General features: G+C 71.3%; 12 protein-coding genes. 3 read left to right on the top strand and 9 right to left on the bottom strand.

Annotated elements, in window-relative coordinates; genetic code table 11:
* Positions 1-4: 4 nt before the first annotated feature.
* From DM194_RS18475 to DM194_RS18515, 9 genes are all read right to left on the bottom strand, one after another.
* Positions 5-1,180 carry a glycosyltransferase family 4 protein gene (locus tag DM194_RS18475; protein WP_246024453.1) on the bottom strand — a complete coding sequence of 392 codons (1,176 nt, stop codon included), beginning with the start codon at positions 1,178-1,180 and terminating at the stop codon, positions 5-7.
* Positions 1,165-2,703 (bottom strand): O-antigen ligase family protein, encoded by a 1,539-nt coding sequence (locus tag DM194_RS18480; RefSeq protein ID WP_111069033.1) that lies wholly within the window; start codon positions 2,701-2,703, stop codon positions 1,165-1,167. The genes DM194_RS18475 and DM194_RS18480 overlap by 16 nt, the downstream gene beginning before the upstream one ends.
* A complete protein-coding gene (locus DM194_RS18485; protein WP_246024454.1) occupies positions 2,700-3,725 on the bottom strand; it encodes a glycosyltransferase family 2 protein in 1,026 nt (341 codons plus the stop codon). Before DM194_RS18485 ends, DM194_RS18480 begins: the two co-directional genes overlap by 4 nt.
* Entirely contained in the window at positions 3,722-4,879 is a 1,158-nt protein-coding gene (locus tag DM194_RS18490; RefSeq protein ID WP_111069034.1) for a glycosyltransferase, read from the bottom strand. Before DM194_RS18490 ends, DM194_RS18485 begins: the two co-directional genes overlap by 4 nt.
* 52 nt (positions 4,880-4,931) lie before the next feature.
* Positions 4,932-7,250, bottom strand: coding sequence for a GumC family protein (locus DM194_RS18495; RefSeq protein WP_111069035.1), 2,319 nt, complete (start codon positions 7,248-7,250; stop codon positions 4,932-4,934).
* Between the two features lie 66 nt (positions 7,251-7,316).
* Positions 7,317-9,488 carry a hypothetical protein gene (locus tag DM194_RS18500; protein WP_111069036.1) on the bottom strand — a complete coding sequence of 724 codons (2,172 nt, stop codon included), beginning with the start codon at positions 9,486-9,488 and terminating at the stop codon, positions 7,317-7,319.
* Positions 9,485-11,338: a glycosyltransferase gene (locus DM194_RS18505; protein ID WP_111069037.1), complete on the bottom strand. Its 1,854-nt coding sequence runs from the start codon at positions 11,336-11,338 to the stop codon at positions 9,485-9,487. The genes DM194_RS18500 and DM194_RS18505 overlap by 4 nt, the downstream gene beginning before the upstream one ends.
* Positions 11,339-11,406: 68 nt before the next feature.
* Positions 11,407-12,771: an oligosaccharide flippase family protein gene (locus DM194_RS18510; RefSeq protein WP_111069038.1), complete on the bottom strand. Its 1,365-nt coding sequence runs from the start codon at positions 12,769-12,771 to the stop codon at positions 11,407-11,409.
* Between the two features lie 613 nt (positions 12,772-13,384).
* Positions 13,385-14,422 carry a LacI family DNA-binding transcriptional regulator gene (locus DM194_RS18515; protein ID WP_111069039.1) on the bottom strand — a complete coding sequence of 346 codons (1,038 nt, stop codon included), beginning with the start codon at positions 14,420-14,422 and terminating at the stop codon, positions 13,385-13,387.
* A gap of 284 nt (positions 14,423-14,706) precedes the next feature.
* Here DM194_RS18515 and ptsP point away from each other — a divergent pair, with 284 nt between their 5' ends.
* From ptsP to DM194_RS18530, 3 genes are all read left to right on the top strand, one after another.
* On the top strand, positions 14,707-17,241 hold the full coding sequence (ptsP, locus tag DM194_RS18520) for a phosphoenolpyruvate--protein phosphotransferase (protein ID WP_111069040.1): 2,535 nt from the start codon (positions 14,707-14,709) through the stop codon (positions 17,239-17,241).
* Positions 17,238-18,188: a 1-phosphofructokinase gene (pfkB, locus tag DM194_RS18525; protein ID WP_111069041.1), complete on the top strand. Its 951-nt coding sequence runs from the start codon at positions 17,238-17,240 to the stop codon at positions 18,186-18,188. Before ptsP ends, pfkB begins: the two co-directional genes overlap by 4 nt.
* 89 nt (positions 18,189-18,277) lie before the next feature.
* Positions 18,278-20,101 carry a fructose-specific PTS transporter subunit EIIC gene (locus DM194_RS18530; protein ID WP_111069042.1) on the top strand — a complete coding sequence of 608 codons (1,824 nt, stop codon included), beginning with the start codon at positions 18,278-18,280 and terminating at the stop codon, positions 20,099-20,101.
* The last annotated feature ends 80 nt before the right edge of the window (positions 20,102-20,181 follow it).

Consider the following 20,181-nt stretch of genomic DNA (forward strand, 5'->3'; position numbering starts at 1 on the left):
GGGCTCATTGCAGGGCGTCACGGTAGACGGCGGCGGTGCGGGCGGCGATCACCGGCCAGTCGAAGCGGGTGCGGACCAGCGACCGGCAGGCGTCGGCGTCGGGCAGGCGGCGGACGCCGGTCAGCGCCTCCGCCAGTCCGGTGCCGATGGCGCGCGCGTCGGTTCCGGCCAGCACGAGGTCGCCGTTCAGCCCCTCCACCACCTCGGGCAGGCCGCCGACGGGGGTGACCAGCACCGGGGTGCCGGACGCCAGCGATTCCAGCGCGGTGATGCCGAAGCCCTCCAGCGCCTGCGACGGCATCACGCACAAGTCGGCGGCGCGGTAGGCCAGCGGCAGCTGCGCGTCGGGCACGAAGCCCAGCAGGCGCACATGCTCCTCCAGACCCAGCGCGCCGATACGGTTCTGCAGCGCCGCCGCTTCCGGTCCGCGGCCCGCGACCACCAGCAGCGCGTCGGGCACCCGGCGGCGCAGCTCCACCATGGCGTCGACCAGCGCGGACAGCCCCATCCGCTTCACCAGACGGCGGACCGTCAGGATCACGGGGCGCCCCTGCGGCCAGCCCAGCCGCGCCCGCGCCTGCTGCCGGCTGTCGGGCAGGTCGTAGCGGTCGGCCTCCACCCCGCCCGGCACCAGGCGGATGCGGTCGGGCGGCACGCCGTAACGCTCGGCGAGGATGGTGCCGAAGGAGCGGGACAGCACGACGAAGCGGTTGGCGCGGTGATAGACCAGCCGCTCAACCAGGAACTTCAGCCGAACCGACAGGGGGCCGGCTCCCTCGGCCGCGCTTTCCAAAGCCCATGGGCCGTGGAAGTGGACGACCAGCGGCCGGTTGCGCAGGGTGGGCAGGGCCCCCACCGTGTTCAGCGCGAAATGGGAGGCGACGAGGTCGGGGGCCTGCCGGCGCAGCGCCTCGGCGATGGCGGTGCGCGCCGCCGCCACCCGGCGCGGCAGCGAGGCGGTCGGCGGCGCGAAGCTGTCGATGCGGGCGCCGTTGTCCAGCCTGGCGGAGGTGTTGCCGAGAACCAGCCCGGAAAAGACGATGCCCTGCTGCGGCAGATGGCGTGCAAGGTGGTAGAACATGTTCTCCGCCCCGCCATGGGTTTCGGGGAACCAACCCAGGCCGAGCTGGAGAACGCTGGCCTCCCGGATCTCCGCGGGGAAGGTCAGGATTCCGTCCATTGCTTTTCCTCACGTAATTCCTCGTGGCTCGGCTCGGCCGGGAGCGCCGCCGGTTGCGGGGCGGCCTGGAGGCTGGCCAGCCCGTAGGTCTTCGCGGCCATGCCCATGCCCAGGAAGAACCAGAAGCCGACACCCGTGACCTTCACCAGCGTGTGTTCGAACACCATGCAGCCGAGGATCGTCAGGGCGGCGGTCTCGGCACAGCGGGCGAAGGGGTCCGGCGGGGCGCCGCCGCGGCGCAGCAGCCCGACCATCAGCGTGACGATGCCCGCGACATAGCCCAGCGTGCCGGGCCAGCCCAGTTCGTAGGGGACGCGCAGGATGCCGCTGTCGAAATAGGCCATGGCGCCGAGATGGCCGTCCTCGTTGGTCAGCTTGGTCGCGGTGTCGACGGTGCCGAGGCCGGCGCCGCGCACCTCCGTCAGCGCCTCGATCAGGAAGCGGCCGTAGAACTCCTGCCGCTCCTGATAGCTGCGGTCGTTCTCCATCGAATTCAGCGTGTCGAACCGCTTGACGATGGATTGATTGACCATCGGCACGCTGAGCAGCGGCAGGGAGAACAGGACCAACCCGCAGCCGACCGCGACCAGCCGCAGACGGTGCCGTCCGGGCATGGTCAGCAGCAGCCAGACGAAGACGAACAGCCCGGCCAGCCACGCGGCGCGGACGAGGCTGAGCATCAGCGCACCCAGTGCCAGGGCGCCGGCGACCGGCACCAGGATGCCGCGCGCCGCCGGCAGCACGGCCAGCCCGGTCACCAGCAGGAAGGCCAGCGGGCCGGAGGAGTTCAGCGTGCTGAACACCCGCACCTGCATCGGCAGCGGCAGGCCCTGGTTGGTCATGCCGACATTGATCAGCCAGCGCGCGTCCCAGGGCGGCATCACGAAATACTGGATCAGCCCGTATCCGCCGACCACGGCCATTCCCAGCACGAAGGCGCGCAGCACGGCGTCGCGGATCTGCGGGTAGATCGGCCAGTGCAGGGCGACATAGAGGCCGAGCGTCACCGGCACCAGCCAGTTCAGCAGCGCGAAGGTCGCCGCCGCCATGCCGGCCTGGGTGATCCCGTTGACGTAGGCGTAGAACAGCCCGGCCATCACCGGGACGAAACCGAAATAGGCGCGGTAGCGCAGCATCGGCAGATACTGCGCGATCACCAGACAGGACATGGCGCCGACGGCGTAGGGCGTTACCATGACCGGGCTGATGACGCTCCATCCCGCCTGATAATCGACCAGCCGGCGCACCTCCGGCGTCAGGAACCACAGCCACCAGGTGAAGGCGGCGAAGCGGGCCGGGTCGCGCGTCACCAGCAGGGCGCCGGCGGCGAGCGCGCCGACCGGAAAGATGATCTCCAGCAGGCCGGCCTTGCCCATCAGCACCGGCATCGCCACCACGAACCAGAAGAGGGTGGGGGCCAGCTTGGCGACGGAGGGCAGCCCGTCCCCATTCCCATGGCCCGGCTGGCTCCCGTCGAGGCCCGTTGCGGCGCCGGCTGTGGCGCCGGCTGTGGCGAAGGTCATGCCGGCGACTCCCGCCAGTCGCGCATCCCGGCCAGCCGGCCGCGCAGGGTGGCGCGCAGCTTCGCCCCGGCATGCGGGTCGCCGCCGAGGGCGAGCCGCGCCCATTGCACCGCACCGGGAAACTCGCAGGTGCCGACCAGGAAGGCCCAGGCGGCGAACACCATGCGGTTGGCCGGGTTGAAATGGGCCATCAGGGCGACCGTGTCGTTGTAGGTCGCGTTCTCCTGCGCCAGCGGGTGGAAGTGGTCGGAGCCGCGCTGGTCGATGTCGAAGCGGACGGCCGGGAAATGGTCGACCGCCACCATCGGGTCGTAGACCAGCCGCCAGCCGCGCCGGGACAGGCGCAGGCAGAAATCCACCTCGTTGCGGACCTGGGCGCCGCTGCCGCGCAGCCGGGTGTTCAGCCGCTGGCCGGTGATGGCGGCACGGCGGAAGCTCCAGTTGGCGCCCTTCAGGACATCGACGTCCTGCGCCGGGCCGACGCCAAGATGGTGGTTGCCGATGACCCGGCCGAACCATTGCAGCCGGCCGACGACCCGCCTCTCGCCGGTTTCCGGCACGCCGTCGTGATAGACATGGTCGCGGCCGCCGACGCCGCCGATCCGGGGATCGGTGCGGTACCAGCCCTCGATCCGCTCGACCCAGTCGGGATGGGGCACCGCGTCGTCGTCGGTGATGGCGACGATGTCGCCGCGGGCATGGTCCATGCCGCGGTTGATGGCCGCCACCTGCCCCGGCACCTCGATCTGGACGATCTGCATCGGCAGCGCGCCGTCATAGCGGTGGGCGATCTCGGCGGACTCCGGGTCGGTGTCGCGCACGGTGACGATCACCTGGGCGGGCGCCAGGGTCTGGCGCACCAGCCCGTCGAGGCAGTCGGCGAGCTGGTCCGGCCGGCAATAGGTCGGGACGATCACGGTGACGCCGAGGCGCCCGGCCGCGCCGGGGGCGGCCGGGGCCGGGACGGCGGTGCGGGCGATGCCGGGCGCGGTCTTGGCGGTGCTGCTCATGGTCTCGCTCATGCCGGGGCCAGCTCCCGCCCGCGGGCGCCGTGGGCAGTGGCCCGTGCCGGGGCGAGTGACGGCTCCTCCCCGTTCATCCAGCTTTCGATGGTCTCGCGCAGCCGCGACTTGAACACGGCCCGGTCGAAGCGCGCGGCATGGGCCTGGATGGCGACCGGGTCGAAGCGGCGTTCCTGCGCCTCGAACCGCTGCACCGCCTCGATCAGGGCTTCGGGCGTCTGCTGGTCGAAGAACAGGCCGGTCAGGCCGTCCTTCACCGTCTCGGTGGCGCCGCCGCGGTTCAGGGCGATCACCGGCCGGCCGGCGGCCATCGCCTCAACCGGCACGATGCCGAAATCCTCGTTGGCGGTGAAGACCAGGGCGCGGCAGGCGGCATAGTGGCGGTCCAGCTCCTCGGCGGAGCAATGGCCGACCAGTTCCACCGTCGGCCCGGCCATCTGCTTCAGCCGGCGGAACTCCTCGCCCTCGCCGACGACGACCAGCTTGCGGCCCATGCGGTTGAAGGCCTCGATCGCCACGTCGGCGCGCTTGTAGGACACCAGCTGGCTGAGGAACAGGTAATGGTCGCCGGGCGGCTCGGCGGTCGCGAAGCGGCGGGTCTCCACCGGCGGGTTGATGACGGTGGAGTCGCGGCGGTAGACCCGCCAGATGCGCTGGGCCACCGTTTCGGAATTGGCGATGAAGCGGTCGACCCGCGCGGCGGTCGCCAGATCCCATTGCCGCAGCCGGTGGATGGCGTAGGGCATCAGCGGCCGGACGACCGGGCCCGCCGACGACAGGTAATCGTGATAGCCGCTCCACACATAGCGCATCGGCGTGTGGCAGTAGCAGACATGCAGCGCGTCGGGCCGCGTCAGCACGCCCTTGGCCGGTCCGGATTCGCTGCTGATCACCAGGTCGTAGGCGCTGAGGTCGAGCTGTTCCAGCGCCAGCGGCATCAGCGGCAGGTATTTCTGGTACATCCGGTGGGCCATCGGCAGCCGGTCGATGAAGGTGGTGGTGACCCGGTGCCTGCGGATGACGGGAGAGATGCGTTCCGGCCGGTAGACGTGCGTGAAGACGTCGGCCTCCGGGTACAGCTCGCACAGGGCTTCGATGACCTTCTCACCCCCGCGCATCCCGACGAGCCAGTAATGGACGATCGCGACTTTCATGGTGGGTTCTCCGGCAAGGGGCAGGGAGTTGCTCAGGCTGGAAGCCGGCCGCTCAGGCGATGCGGCGCAGGCGGTAGGAACGGCCGCTGGGCGGGCGGGCGCCGTATTCGAGATTCGCGTGTTCGCGGGCGTTGACCATCGACAGCACCGCCCCGCTGATCCGCCCGCCGACCTGCCGCACCTGCTTGATGCCGGCCCCGGCGAGGCTGGAGGCGGTGCGCGCCCAGCGCACGACATAGAGGATGCGGTCGGCCAGCGGCGCCAGGATGAGCGCGTCGGACACCGACAGCACCGGCGGCGTGTCGAGCACGATCACGTCGTAGCGTTCGGACAGTTCCACCAGCAGCGACAGCATCGCCTGGGAGCCGAGGAGGGTCTGCGGCCGGTCAACCGGCCGTCCGGCGGCGATCACCGCCACCCGGCGGCGCTCGTCCAGATGCACCACCTGATCCAGCGTGGCGTCGCCGTTCAGCAGGTCGGTCAGGCCCTTGGGCGGGCGGCCGTTGCCGAGCAGGCGGTGGATGCTGGGCCGGCGGGTGTCGCAATCGACCACCACCACGCGGCGCCCGGCATCGGCCAGGAAGGCGGACAGCGCCACCGCCATCGTCGTCTTGCCCTCGTCGGCGACGGAGGAGGTCAGCATGATGACCTCGCCGCCCTTGGCCGTGGCCGGCTCGGCGCCGGTGCGGACCAGACGCAGCCGGGCGCAGAGCCGCCAGACCGCTTCGGCGAAGTCGCTGCCGCTGGTTTCCGCATAGGGGTCCCGGGCGGAGTCGGTCCCGCGCTTGCTCCGGCCCAGCAGCGGCACGATGCCGACCGCCGGCAGGCCCAGCAGGGCCTCCACCTGATGGGAGCTGTAGACGCCGCGCTGGCCCATGGTGCGCACCAGGGCGATGCCGGTGGCGATGGCGCCGCAGACGACCGCGGCCAGCCCGGCCAGCACCGCCTTGCCCGGCCCGACCGGACCCGTTGGCACCGAGGCGGAGGACACGACGCGCACGTCCGGCGTCATCTCCAGCGCCTGGAGCACCTGCGTCTCCTTCAGGCGGGTGACGGCGCGGCGGTAATTGTCGTCGGAGGCATCGGCCTGCCGCTGCAATTCGCGCAGACGGACATCGGCCTGGAGGGTGTCGAAGGATTCGTTGCGCAGACCTTCCAGCCGGCGGCTGAGGTCCTGGATCCGGGCGACCTGCTGTTCCACCTCGCCGCGCAGGCCGCGCACCACGCGGTCGACCTCGGTGGCGAGCGACGCGTTCAGCTCGCGCAGTTCGGCGGCCGGACGGGTCAGCGCCGGGTGGCGGTCGCCATACTGGGCGCGCAGCTCGGCCAGCTGGGCGCTGAGCGCCGTCTGGCGCTGGCGCAGGCCGGTGATCAGCGGATCGCCGCCGATGTCGGCGCCGACCAGCGATTCCGGGTTGCCGGGACGAACGGCCTGCAACTGGCGCAGCCGGGCCTGGGCGTTGGCGTGGGCGGAGCGCGCCTCCGCCAGCTGGGCGTTGAGGGCGGACATCTCCTCGTTCACCAGCGGGGCGTCGCGCCCCTTGACCATGCCGGTTTCCGACCGCATCGCCTCGACCGCGGCGCGGCCGGTGGTGGTCATGTCCTGGCGCAGCTCGTCCAGCCGGCTCTGCAGCCATTCGCTGGCGCGTTGGGTGGCGTTGCGCTTCGTCTCGACCTGGATGGCGACATAGGCGTCGGCCACCGCGTTGGCGGCGCGGGCGGCCAGCTGCGGATCCTTGGCCTCCACCGTGATGCGGATCGCGCGCGACTGCACGCCGGGGCTGACCCGCAGGTTCTTCTGGAAGGCGTCGATCAGGCGGGTGCTTTCCATCTCGGCGGCGTCGCCGGTTGGGGCGGCGGGGCGGGGCGGCGGCGTCAGCATGGCCGGCAGAGGCCCCGGCAGGGCGCCGGCCACGTCGGCCAGCAGGGCGCGGCCCTCCTCCAGTAGCGGGGTGAGCGGGCCGGGCTTTTCGGCGGTCGCCGCGTATTCCGGCTCCTGCCCCAGGTTCAGCGCCTCCACCACCCGGCGGGCGAGATCGCGGGAGCGCAGGATCTCGACCTCGGTGTTGACGGTGTCCTGAAAGATGCCCATCGGCTCCGACACCGAGGGGATGTTGATGACCCGGTTCGGATGCGGGTCGATCACCACCACGGTGGAGGCGCTGTAGAGCGGCGTCATCGAGTTGATCAGAAGCACCGCCGGCAGCCACAGGACCGCGGTAATGCCCAGGATCAGCCATTTCTGGCGCCAAAGTGTCTGAGCCAGCCGCTTGACGTCGACCTTGTCGGCGCCCGAACCGACCGGCGGTGCGACCAGACCGGAGGCGAAACCGGCCGCGCCGGGTGGCATGCGGTGTTCCGGTGCTTCCATGGGCTGAACTCCTCTATCTCGACTGACTGTGCGCGGGGAAGGCCGATGGGGAGGACGGACGGCGGCTCAGCCGACCTCGGCCGGGTCCTTTGCGGCTTTGGAGCCGGCGGCGTTTGAGGCGGCGTTCGATGCGGCGATGTCGTGCGCCGCCTCGGACGTGCCGGAGGGGGGGGCGGGCGGAGGAGCCTGTCCGGCGGTCCGCTCTCCCGCCTTCGCTTCGGCCAGGATGCGGGCGTAGCGGGCGACGGTGTTGGGGGTGACGTTGACCAGCTTGCCGGTCCCGCCGCCGCCGGCGACGAGCTGGGCGACCTGGAACAGCGCGCGGCCCTTCTCCAGAACCTCGCCGGGCAGCATCCACAGGATGGAGTCGATGTTGGACGCCAGCCATCCCGGCTTGCCGCCGCGGGTCAGCCGGCGCTCGGCCGAGCGGACCTGCGCGGTGTTGCGGATGGTGTAGAAGGGCGACCAGCCGTCCCAGTCGCCGGCGGTGAAGGGCAGGGCGACGAAGTCGCCGTCCACCTGGGCCGGCGCGGCGCTGCCGAAACCGGCCTTGGTCCACATGTAGTCGAAGCCGGCGGACCGGACCGCGGCGGCGATGTCGGCCCGGACCGGGCCGGGACGGGCGTCGTCGTAGGGACGCCACGCCTCGTAGAAGCGGTCGAGCCGGTAGCGGCGCAGCGCGTTGCCGATCATCCGCCGCGCGTCCATCGCCGGGGCGGCGGCGGGCGCGCTGCGCGGCGCCGGGGCTTCGGTCTCGGCGGTCTCGGCGCTGGCGGCCGGCGTTTCCGATGGGCGGGGCCGGGGGGAGATGCGCAGGACGGGACGACCCTCCTCCCAATGGAGGCGCGGCGTGCTGCCGGGCCCCAGGGGGGAATCGACCAGCGGCCACCAGCCGCGCGGCATCAGGCCGGACGGCAGCATGCTCGCCATCTCCGCCCGCGCGCCGGTCAGCAGGCGGGCCAGTTCGGCGGCCTCCATCTCACCTTCGGCGCAGACGCCGCGGCCGGTGCTGCCGAGAAGAAGCTCCACCCGGCCGAGCACGCCGCCGCGCTCCTCCGGCACCGCCAGCAGGGCGAGGTCGGCGGGGCTGGACTGGGTCAGGCTGTCGACGGTGACCACGAGGCCGCAGCGCAGGCCGGTCGCCGCCACCAGATCGAGGATGCGCGGGATGCAGTGCAGTTCGCGGATCATGCCCGACCACAGAACCAGCGTGGACAGCACCCGGCCTTCCGCCGCCCAGCGGCGCAGCGTCTCGTCGTCGGGCTCGTAATCGGTGAAGGGCCGGGGCGGCTCCTGGATGCGCAGCGGCACAGCGGCGGCGCTGGCGAAGGGCGGGTCGGGATCGACGATCTGCAGGCCGCGGCCGAGCCGGCCCAGCGCGAAGAAGTCGTGGTCGTCGAATTGCCGGCCATAGACCGGGTCGGCCCCGGCGCGGATCAGGTCGGCGGCGCGGTCGATCACGTCGGTCTGCGGCCGGCCGTAGAGCGGCAGCAGGCGCTTGGCCGCCGCCAGCGGCAGCTGTGCCGCGATCAGTTCGGGGTCGCCCAGCAGGGTGCCGCGTCCCCACTCCGCATGGCGGTGGGCAAGGCCGGCGCTGAAGCTGGCATAGCTTTGGCCGGCCACCTTGCCCTCCACGGCGTCGAGGCCGCCGGGAAAGTGGCGGGCGCGCACCGGATCGACGCAGAGGCCGACGAAGCGGCGGGCGCCCAAGGCTTCCAGCCGCTCGCGCAGGCCGGCGTCGGCACCAACGTCGATGCCCAGGCGCGGTTCGGCCAGCAGGCGCGGGTAGAGAAAGGGGGCGGCGACGATGCCGAGCGGGGTCTGCGGCGCCATGTCCAGCACCGCGACCTCCTCGGGCAGCGGTTGCTCCAGCAGGCGGAAGGCGGTTTCGTAGATGGCGGCGGGGTCGGTGCTGCGCAGGGCGCATTCGCCGCAGGATTCCACCACCGGCCACAGCGGCGAGGCGGGATCGCCCAGCGCGACGACGCGGTAGCGGGTGGTCAGCCACAGCGCGTGGTCCAGATGCCGGCCGCCGGCCATCAGGCTGCCGGAGCCGGTCGCCTCGGTGCGGTTGCCGTCCTCCCAGCCGCCGAAATGCCGGCCGCTGCGGCGCCCGTCGTAATAGAGGTCGAAGGCCCACCCGGCGCGTTCCGCCGCGGCGGCCAGCACCGGCGCCATGGCGACGCGGTGCGGGTCGCCGCCATGGGCGAGGAAGAGAAGCAGGGACGGTTTCGTCACGATGCGCGCCCCTCCGGGCCATTGCCGCCGCGCTGGCACCACCAAAGATGCCATTTCGCCACCCCCGGCGGTCCGAAATGGTCGGTCCTCTGCAGGGTCAGGCCGGTCGCGGCGATGGCCTTGCGCATCTCCGGCGCCCAGTGGTGGCGGACCAGCGCCTTCCATTCCGGCAGGACGCCGTGGCAGCGCATGGTCGCCAGCAGCCGGTCGGGGCGCCAGCGGTAGTAGCGGGGATAGGCGATCACCCACAGCGGGTTCGCATTGGTGGTGTCGCAGGCGATGCGCCCGCCGGGCTTCACCACCCGCTTCAGCTCGCGCACGCCGGCCTCCAGATCCTGCAGGTGGCAGAGCAGATCCATGGCGATGACGAGGTCGAAGCTGTCGTCGGGGAAGGGCAGCTTGCGGGCGTCGGCCTGCTGCACCGCCAGGGCGGGGAAGCGCTCCTTCGCCTCGGCCAGCATCTCGTGCGAGATGTCGACCAGGGTCACGTCGTGGCGCTCGGCGAAGGGGCCGGTGATGCGGCCATAGCCGCCGCCGACGTCGAGGATGCGCATCCGCGGCGCGCGCTCCAGTTCCGCCGCCACCGCGCGCCGCTTCTCGTCATAGATGCGGTAGAAGGGCGTGGTCGGGTGGTCGGGGCGGAAATGGCGGCGGTAGCCGTTGTTGTAGATGCCGGAGTTGGCGGCCTGCGTGCGCTCGGCCTTGGCATGCTCCAGCAGGCTGGCGACCTGTGCGGCCACCGTGTCCACGTCGAAGGCCTTGGCGCGCTCCAGCCCGGCATCGGCCGCCGCCTTCAGGCCGGCGGGGTCGGCCAGCCGGGCGATCAGCGTGTCGCGCAGCGGGACCGCTTCGCCCGGCGGGACCAGCCAGCCGGAGCGCCCGTTCTCGATGATCTCGGGGAAGCCGCCGCAGTCGCTGGCGACCACCGGCACGCCCAGCACCATCGCCTCCACCACGACGAAGCCGAAGCTCTCCCACAGCGACGGCACCACGGCCAGCTCCGCCCGCGCCACCACGGCCAGCGCGTGCTCGCGCGGCAGGGCGCCGGTGTAGTGGACGCGGTCGGCGACCGGGGCCACGTCGCGGCGGAACTGGCCGACGACGGCGGCACTCTCCGGGTCCTCGCCGCCGACCATCACCAGATGCAGGCCGGGGTTGGCGGCCAGCACGTCGGGGATGGCGCGGCCGAGGGCGGCGATGCCCTTGCGCCCTTCCAGCCGGCCGAAGAAGGCGACGAAGCGCTCGGGCAGGGGAATGGGCGGCCGGCCGGCGCCGGCGGCCTTCACCGCGGCGAGGTCGATGCTGTTGGGGATGACCTGGATCAGCTCCGGCGCGATGTGCCAATAGTCGGCGACCCGCCGCGCGATGGCGCGGGTTGAGGCGTAGATCGCGGCGCTGCGCCTGGTCTGGTCGCGCTCCAGCGCGTTCAGCAGGTGCGTGTGCGGACCCCAGCTGCCGGCGTTGGTGTCCACCACCAGCCCGGTCGGGGTGGCGAGCCGCGTCACCACCGGGATGGTGCTGAAACGGGTGAGCCACCAGGCGTCGGCATCGAACTCCGCCGCATGGACCACGTCGGGATTGAAGGAGCGTACGGCGTCCGCCAGCCGGCGGTTGGTGCGGAAGCGGTCAAGCATCGGCTGGACCCGCGGGCCCGGATCGACGCGCCGCACCGTCACCCCGTCCTCGATCGCGGTGCCGGCCGCCGGACCGCCGCCGGCCTTCCACGGCGTCACCACCTGCACCGCATGGCCCAGCCGGGTCAACGCGCGCGCCATCGTGTGGGTGTGGGTGGCGATACCGCCGAGCTTTTCGCCGGGCGGATATTCGGGCGTCAAGAGCGACAGTCGCATTGTGGGTTTCCTCAAATTCCGGGTGATGTCCGGGTTCAGGCGTTTCGCCGTCTTGTTCACTGGCCTCGTCAATCGCCGTTAGGTCCGGCCGCGGTGGCGGCGGCCGGGGGCTTGTTCAGCAGGTGGCGCGGCAGCGAGACGAGCAGCGCCGGGTTCGGCAGGAAGGCCCGCCAGGGAAGCCCGGTGGCCCGTCGGTAGAGCGTCGCCGCGGCGACGAACACCAGCGCATAGGCGACGGTGGACACGATCGCCGCCGCCAGGATCCCGCCGCTGCGCAGGAACAGCAGGAGGCCGCACACCGTGACCACCATGCCCAGCAGGTTGGCCAGCGTGGCGGTGAACGGCCGGTTCTCGGCATAGAGGCCGTTCAGCAGGATCGACGCCGCGGCATAGAGCACCGCGCCCGGCAGCAGCAGCCGCAGCGGCAGGGCGCTGTCGGCGAAGGCGGGGCCGTAGACCAGGCCGACGGCGATGTCGGCGAACAGGAACAGCCCGCCCCCCAGAACTCCGCCGACGGCGAAGGTCGCCTGCAGGCTGTTCAGCACCAGATCTCGCCCCGACCGGCCGCGCCGGGTGGCCGCCGGCATCACGACCGTGGCGAGCGCGCTCGACAGGTTGACGATCAGCCAGGACAGGCTGGTCGCCAGCGCGTAGAGCCCGACCTGCGCCGCCGGCAGGACGGCCGGGATGATCAGCAGGTCCAGCCGCTGGGTGATGACGCCCCCCACCACGTCGCCGTGGGTGCGCAGCGCATACCAGACGGTGCTGCGGCCGAGAGCGAGATCGGGCCAGCCGATGCCGTGGCGCCGCAGCAGAAGCAGCAGCGCAGCGACCAGCACCAGCGTGCTCATCGTCGCCTGGGCGATCACCGCGGTCTCGACCGTGAACAGGCCGATGGCCCACAGCACGGCGTAGGAGACGGCGACCCCCGCCGGCTGGAGGAAGTTCAGCGCGTTGAAGCTGCGGAAATCCTGGTCGCCGAGGACCAGTCCCAACATCAGCTCCGACAGCAGGGCCAGCGCGATCATCGGCAGATAAAGGCGGGCCAGCTCCAGCGTCGCCGCCGGCTGGGCCGCCAGCAGGGTCGGCAGAAGCAGATGGCCCGCCAGCACCGCAGCCGTCGCGACCGGCAGCAGCATCAGCGTCCAGGTGGACAGGAGCCGCCCCCCGGCCGACGGGTCGCGGGACAGCGCATAGGTCACGGCCTTGCCGCAGCCCATGCCGAACAGCCAGCCCAGCAGCTGCGCCGTGGTGAGCACCGCGGTCAGTGCGCCGCGGCCGTCCGGCCCCAGCGTACGGGCGACCAGGACGCCTGTCAGCAGGCCCAGCCCCATCGTGGCGGCCGTGACCATAATGGTGGCGGCGCCGTCCCGCGCAAAGCTGCGCCGGGCCGGTTCTGCTGCCGCAGACTGACCGGTGGAACCATTTTGCATTACGCTCACCCCCGTTGGTGTCCCCTGAAGCGTCGGTCCCGCGTCATCCCGGCGGCGTCGCGGTTCTTGTCCGGGATTCGGCGCCGGCCCCTCCCCAGAGGCTGCGGCGATGGGCATGTACGGTCGCCTGTTCACACCTCTCGGTGGCTTGGATGTTCAGTCGAGAAGCCGGCAAACCGGTTGCTGGCGAAGATTGTTGCCGTAGCTAACAAAAACTCCGCTGGCTTCCATTGTTTTCTGGTGAAGAAACAAACTCTCTCCGACTACGTTATTCAGTCCTGATCGGGTTTGTTCTTTCGGATTTGCACCGCGAACGGTAGTGGGGGACCGCGGTGATGGTCAACGCCGCTTTTGGAACTGTTCTTCCCACACACTGCAAGGGTGTTTATTATTGGGCGTTCGTTGGGGATTCATCCAAGGCCCGACGTATCTTTCGGGTCACGATTATCTGGAGCACCAAGTTACAAGCGGTGGGATTACCCCCGCGATTGGCCGCCGGCGCACAGCGGGGGAAGCAAGCGCTCCGCCGCGCATCGCCCCCAGGATTGGGAGGCGGCGAGATGGGGTCTTCGATCCATGTCCGAAGTGCCGGCGGGCGACAGCGGGCGGACGCTCAGCCCGCGTCGGTCCGGCGGCCGGTCATCCCGGCGGGCATCCGGGCGGCGGTGGACCCGCGCAGGATGCAGGTGCCGCCAAGGACGAGGCGGCGGCTGGGGCGGTCCGGCGCTTCCAGCCTCTCGAACAGCAGGGCCATGGCGGACCGGCCGATCTCCTGCACCGGCTGTTCGATCACGGTCAGGCCGGGGCCGACCAGCTCGGTCCAGGGCTCGTTGTCGAAGCCGGCGACCGCAAGCCCGTCGGGGATCGGCAGGCCAAGCCGGCGGGCGGCCTTCACCACGCCCATCAGGAACAGGCTGTTGCTGACGATGAAGGCCTCCGGCGGGTCGGGTTCGGCCATCCAGTGCACCACCGCTTCTTCCGCCGCGTCGGCATAGGGCGCTAGGAAGCGGGCGGCGGGCGTCAGGCCGCGGGCGGTCATGGCGGCGCGATAGCCGTCGTGGCGCTCCTGGCCGGTGGTGCTGGTGTTGCCGAACAGGCCGGCGATGCGGCGGTAGCCCTGGGCATGCAGATGCTCGACCAGCATCGCCGCCGCGCGCGGGTTGTCCAGCACCACCGCGTCATACCGCCCGGTCGGCGCGTTACGGTCGATCAGAACGACGGGAAAATCCAAGTCCAGCCCGTCGAGCCGGTCCAGCGTGCTGCGGGTGGGGGCGAAGATCAGGCCGGTGATCCGCTCCTCCTGCATCAGGCGCAGGTACAACTCCTCGCGTTCCGGGTTCTCGTCGCTGTTGCACAGGATGACGCGCATGCCGGCGCGGTACGCCGCATCCTCCACCGCGCGGCTGACGGCGGTGAAGAAGGGGTTGCGGATGTCCGACACCACCAGCCCGATGGTCTGCGAATGCCGGGAGCGCAGCCGCCGTGCCGACAGGTTGGGACGGTAGCCGGTGGCGCGCACCGCATCTTCGACCCGCTTGCGCAGCGCCTCGCTGACCGGGCCGTTGCCGAGCACGCGCGACACGGTGGCGACCGATACGCCGGCTGCCTTGGCCACATCCTTGATGCCGGCGGCTTTCCCCGAGACGCTCATGTCCTGACCGATCGTGTGGAGGATTTCCCCGATTGAGGGAGGCAACCTTAGCGGCGCCGGCCACGGATGGCCAGCGCGCGGCGCATTTTGAAAGCCATATGAGAGCGTTAATGAAAACGTTTTCAATACATTCGTTCGAACATCTCCCATTTTCGTAGGGTTGACAAGAAGACCATCCGTAAAAGTCTATATGCTGCAATGCAACAGGCGTTGACACCCCAACTGTAATCGTTTGCACTTGTTCTCAACAGACCATACAAGAACACGCGGAGGAGACGGTCGCCATGGCCACCGACACGCACCCCCTTAGCCTTCCCCCGGATCTGGTCCGGCTTGGTGCCGCCCCGGCCGGGAAGGAGGCGGCGATCCGCGAGGCGGCGCAGCTGCTGATCGCCGCGGGCTGCATCGACCCCGCCTATGCCGACAGCATGATCCGGCGGGAAGCGGTGGCGAACACATTCCTCGGCCATGGCGTCGCCATCCCGCACGGCATGGTGGACGATCGCAATCTGGTCCGCCGCAACGGCATCGCCATCCTGCAGGTGCCGGACGGCGTGGTCTGGAACGAGGGGCAGACCGCCCGGCTGGTCGTGGCGATCGCGGCGCAGTCCGATGCCCACATCGCCATCCTGCGCCGCCTGACCCGCCTGATGCAGGACGAGCCGCGGCTGGACGCGCTCTTCACCACCAGGGATCCGGCCGATCTGGTCGCGGCATTGTCGGAAGAATCCGCGACGCCGGCGGCATCCGATGCGGAGGAGGGCGACCTCGCCGAGACGTTCGATTGGGTGGTCGACTACCCGACCGGCCTGCATGCCCGTCCCGCCACCGCCTGGGTCGAGACGGCCCGCGCCGCCGCCGGCCGGGTCCGCATCCGCCATGGCGGCGAGGTGGCCGACGGCAAGACGATGGTCGCGCTGCTGCAGCTCGGCTTGCGGCCCGGCGACCGCATCACCGTTTCGGCCGACGGCCCGGATGCGCGCGCGGTGCTGAACCGGCTGCGCGCGACCATCACGGGCCTGAGCGCGCGGGAGAAGGCGGACGCCGCCGCCGCGGCCCGCAAGGCAAAGGCCGTGGTGCATGGCTGGAACCCGCCGGCCGCCGCGGATGGCCGTGCAATGCCGGTGATCGCCGGCATCGGCGCCAGCCCCGGCCTCGCCATCGGTCCGGTCCATGTGATGCCGAAGGCCGACCTGACCGTGCCCGACCGTCCGGTCCCGTTGCTGGAGGGCGGCAACCGCCTGCACGAGGCGCTGAACCTCACCCGCCAGCAGTTGAAGGCGCTGGCCGACGACACCGCCCGCCGTCTCGGGCCTGCCGAGGCCGGGATCTTCGCGGCGCAGGCGGAGCTGCTGAACGATGCCGGCCTGATCACGCTGGCCTGCCAGCTGATGGTGGAGGGGCATGGCCCCGGCTGGTCCTGGAACGAGGCGGTGGAACGCAGCGCCGCGACGCTGGCCGCCAACCCCAACCCGGTGCTGGCCGGCCGCGCCGCCGACCTGCGCGACGTCGGCCGCCGGGTGCTGACCCGCATCGATCCCGAACTGCGCGGCGGCTCGATCCGCGACCTGCCGGACAGCCCCTGCATCCTGGTCGCCGACGACCTGTCGCCCTCCGACACCGCCGCGCTCGACATGGGGCGGGTCATCGGACTGGCGACGGCGCAGGGCGGCCCGACCTCCCACACCGCGATCCTGGCGCGCACGCTGGGGCTGCCGGCGATGGTGGCGGGCGGCGGTGCGCTGACCGAGCTTGCCAACGGCACCACCGCCATCCTCGACGGCCAGGCGGGGCGCCTGTACCTGAACCCGTCCGATGCCGCCCTCGCCGCCGCCCATGGCTGGATCGAGGAGCAGCGCGTCATGAAGGCCCGGCAGGAGGAGCGGCGCGGCCTGCCCGCCCGCACCCGCGACGGTCACGCGGTGGAGATCGGCGCCAACGTCAACCGGCCCGATCAGGTGGCCATGGCGCTGTCCCAGGGCGCCGAGGGCGTCGGGCTGATGCGCACCGAGTTCCTGTTTCTGGAGCGCGGCGACGCCCCCGGCGAGGACGAGCAGTACGAGACCTACCGCGCCATGCTGGAGGCGCTGGACGGCCGGCCGCTGATCGTCCGCACGCTCGACATCGGCGGCGACAAGCAGGTGCCGCACCTGCAGCTTCCGCATGAGGAGAACCCGTTCCTCGGCGTGCGCGGCGCCCGGCTGCTTCTGCGCCATCCCGAATTGCTGGAACCGCAGCTGCGCGCCCTCTACCGCGCCGCCAGGGGGGCGAAGCCGGGATCGCTGCTGATCATGTTCCCGATGATCACCACCCTGCGCGAGATCGAGACCTTGCGCGCCGTCTGCGACCGTATCCGGGCGGAACTGGACGCGCCCGCGGTGCCGCTGGGCATCATGGTGGAGGTACCGGCCGCCGCCATCCAGGCCGACGCGCTGGCCCGCCATGTCGATTTCTTCTCCATCGGCACCAACGACCTGACGCAGTACGCGCTGGCCATCGACCGCCAGCATCCCGAACTGGCGGCAGAGGCGGACAGCCTGCACCCGTCGGTGCTGCGCCTGATCCGCATGACGGTGGACGGCGCCGAGAAGCATGGCCGCTGGGTCGGCGTCTGCGGCGGCATCGCCGGCGACCCGTTCGGCGCCGCCCTGCTGGCCGGCCTCGGCGTGCGCGAGCTGTCGATGACCCCGCGCGACATCCCCGGCGTCAAGGACCGGCTGCGCGACAGCGACCTCGCCGGTCTGCAGGATTTGGCCCGGCGCGCGCTGGACTGCGAATCCTCCGACGACGTGCGGGCGCTGGAAGGGGGGGCGTCATGACGCAGCACGTCGTCACCGTCACCCTGAACCCGGCCATCGACCAGACCATCACCGTCGAGGCGCTGAAGCCCGGCAGCGTCCACCGGGCCAAGTCGGTGCTCTACAATGCCGGCGGCAAGGGCGTGAACGTCGCCAGCTGCCTCGCCGATTGGGGCACGCCGGTGATCGCCGCCGGCCTGCTGGGCAGCGGCAACGCGGCGCCGTTCGAGGCGCTGTTCCAGGCCAAGGGCATCGCCGACACCTTCCTGCGGCTGCCGGGAGAGACGCGCGTCAACATCAAGATCGCCGATCTCGCCGCCAACGACACCACCGACATCAACCTTCCCGGCCTGACCGTCGATGCCGGCGCGCTCGACCGCGTGCGCGCGGCGGTGCTGGGTCCGGTGGGGCCGGGGACGCCGGTCCTGCTGGCCGGCAGCCTGCCCGACGGATTGCCGGCGGACACCTATGCCGGGCTGATCGCCGACTTTTCGGCGGTCGGCGCCCGCGTGGTGCTGGACAGCAGCGGGGCGCCGCTGGCGGCGGCGCTGGCCTCCACCGACGCGCTGCCCCACTGCATCAAGCCGAACCGCCACGAGTTGGAGGATTGGGCCGGCCGGCCTCTGCCGACCGAGGCGGATCTGCTGGCGGCGGCGCGCGATCTTCACCTGCGCGGCGTGGCGGTGGTCGTGGTGTCGCTGGGGGCGGACGGCGCGCTGTTCGTCGGCGCGGGGCGCGCTCTGCACGGGCGGTTGCCGCCGGTCACGGCGCTGAGCACCGTCGGGGCGGGCGACGCGATGGTTGCCGGCCTGATCGCCGCCTTCCAGATGAATGGGGAGCTGGAGGATGTGGCGCGCCTGTCGGTGGCCTTCGCCGCCGCCAAGCTGGGCTGTTTCGGCCCGAACCTGCCGGATACGGCGACGGTGCGGTCGCTGGCGGCACAGGTGGCGCTTACGCCACGCGACTGATTTCCGCCGTTCGATGGCATCGGACGAGACTCATCTCAGTGGGCTCAACACAGTGACAGGGGCGGAAGCGAACCCGCCGGGAGGAAACAATGGCGAACATGTTGGCCGTGATCGCGGGGGGTGACCTGACCACCCAGGCCGTTCTGGCGGCCGAAGCCCTGCGCAAGGCCGCGGCCTCGCTGGGCCATGGCATCCAGGTGGAGATCCGCACCAGCCTCGGCATCCAGTCCCCGCTCGACGCCGCGGCGCCGTCCAAGGCCGACGCCGTCATCCTGGTCGGCAGCGGCGACCTCGACGAGGGGCGCTTCGCCGCGCTGAAGCGCTTCTCCGCTCCGCTAGACCAGGTGCTGGCCGATCCGGCCGCGGTTGTGGAACAGGCGCTGGGCGCCGCTCCGGCGGCATCGGCGGCATCGGCGGCAAAGTCGGCACCGCCGGCCGCGGCACCGTCCGCCGCGGGACCGCGCCGGATCGTCGCCATCACCTCCTGCCCGACCGGCATCGCCCACACCTTCATGGCGGCCGAGGGCATCCAGCAGGCGGCCGCCGCGCTGGGCCACAAGGTCCGGGTGGAGACGCAGGGGTCCGTCGGCGCCCGCGACACGCTGACCGACGAGGAGATCCGAGATGCCGACATCGTCCTGATCGCCGCCGACACCCAGATCGACCTGTCCCGCTTCGCCGGCAAGCGCGTGTTCATGAGCGGCACCAAGCCCGCCATCAACGACGGCAAGGCCCTGGTCACCCGTGCCCTGGCCGAGGCCAAGCCCTATGGTGCCTCCGGCGGGGCGTCCGGCGGCACCGTTCCGCTGGCCGACGCGGTTGCCGCCGGCAAGGCGGAGCGGTCGGCCCAGCGCACAGGTCCCTACAAGCACCTGATGACCGGCGTGTCCTTCATGCTGCCCTTCGTGGTGACGGGCGGCTTGCTGATCGCGCTCGCCTTCGCGCTGGGCGGCATCTACGTCAATGAGGAATCCAACGCCGGGACGCTGGGCTATGCCCTGTTCCAGATCGGCGCCAACGGGGCCTTCGCCCTGATGGTGCCGGCGCTGGCCGGCTATATCGCCTATTCGATCGCCGACCGCCCCGGCATCGCCCCCGGCATGATCGGCGGCATGCTGGCCGGCAGCATCGGCGCCGGTTTCCTGGGAGGCATCGTCGCCGGTTTCATCGCCGGCTACGGCACCGACTTCCTCAACCGGCACATCAAGCTGCACCGCAATCTGGAAGGGCTGAAGCCGGTGCTGATCCTGCCGCTGCTGGGCTCGCTGCTGACCGGCCTGCTGATGATCTACGTCGTCGGCGCCCCCGTCGCCGAAGCCCTGGCCTGGCTCAGCAACTGGCTGAAGGGAATGCAGGGAAGCAGCGCCATCCTGCTGGGTCTGCTGATCGGCGCGATGATGGCCTTCGACATGGGCGGTCCGGTCAACAAGGCGGCCTACGCCTTCTCCACCGGCCTGATCGCATCGCAGGTCTATACTCCGATGGCCGCCGCCATGGCCGCCGGCATGGTGCCGCCGCTGGGTCTGGCGCTGGCCACCAAGCTGTTCCCCGACCGCTTCACCGCGGAAGAGCGCGAGGCCGGCAACGCCGCCGCCGTTCTGGGCATCGCCTTCATCACCGAAGGAGCCATTCCCTTCGCCGCCCGCGACCCGCTGCGCGTCATTCCGGCGCTGATGATCGGCGCCTCGCTGGCCGGCGCCATCTCCATGGCGTTCGGAGTGCAGTTGAAGGTTCCCCACGGCGGAATCTTCGTGCTGCCCATCCCGAACGCGGTCACGCATCTGCTGGGCTATATCGTGGCCCTGGTGGTCGGCACCATCGTGACGGCCCTGGCGCTGCGCGTGTTGAAGAAGCCGGTGGCCGCAGTGGCCGTGCCGAAGCCGGCGGTGCAGGGTGCCGGCGCGCATGCCTGATCCGATCCGCTTCTGACCCTTTCCTTTCGGGCGTCCTCCCGAAGCCTCGCCCCTCTCCGCCGCGCGCGGGGAGGGGCCTT

The sequence above is a fragment of the Azospirillum ramasamyi genome, assembly GCF_003233655.1.
Lineage (GTDB): Bacteria > Pseudomonadota > Alphaproteobacteria > Azospirillales > Azospirillaceae > Azospirillum > Azospirillum ramasamyi.

Excerpts from the sequence above, each read along its gene's own strand:
- DM194_RS18475 (WP_246024453.1), bottom strand. The coding sequence starts at position 1,180 with ATGGACGGAATCCTGACCTTCCCCGCGGAGATCCGGGAGGCCAGCGTT.
- DM194_RS18510 (WP_111069038.1), bottom strand. The coding sequence starts at position 12,771 with ATGCAAAATGGTTCCACCGGTCAGTCTGCGGCAGCAGAACCGGCCCGG.
- DM194_RS18485 (WP_246024454.1), bottom strand. The coding sequence starts at position 3,725 with ATGAGCGAGACCATGAGCAGCACCGCCAAGACCGCGCCCGGCATCGCC.
- DM194_RS18490 (WP_111069034.1), bottom strand. The coding sequence starts at position 4,879 with ATGAAAGTCGCGATCGTCCATTACTGGCTCGTCGGGATGCGCGGGGGT.
- DM194_RS18495 (WP_111069035.1), bottom strand. The coding sequence starts at position 7,250 with ATGGAAGCACCGGAACACCGCATGCCACCCGGCGCGGCCGGTTTCGCC.
- DM194_RS18505 (WP_111069037.1), bottom strand. The coding sequence starts at position 11,338 with ATGCGACTGTCGCTCTTGACGCCCGAATATCCGCCCGGCGAAAAGCTC.
- DM194_RS18530 (WP_111069042.1), top strand. The coding sequence starts at position 18,278 with ATGGCGAACATGTTGGCCGTGATCGCGGGGGGTGACCTGACCACCCAG.
- pfkB (WP_111069041.1), top strand. The coding sequence starts at position 17,238 with ATGACGCAGCACGTCGTCACCGTCACCCTGAACCCGGCCATCGACCAG.
- DM194_RS18480 (WP_111069033.1), bottom strand. The coding sequence starts at position 2,703 with ATGACCTTCGCCACAGCCGGCGCCACAGCCGGCGCCGCAACGGGCCTC.
- ptsP (WP_111069040.1), top strand. The coding sequence starts at position 14,707 with ATGGCCACCGACACGCACCCCCTTAGCCTTCCCCCGGATCTGGTCCGG.
- DM194_RS18515 (WP_111069039.1), bottom strand. The coding sequence starts at position 14,422 with ATGAGCGTCTCGGGGAAAGCCGCCGGCATCAAGGATGTGGCCAAGGCA.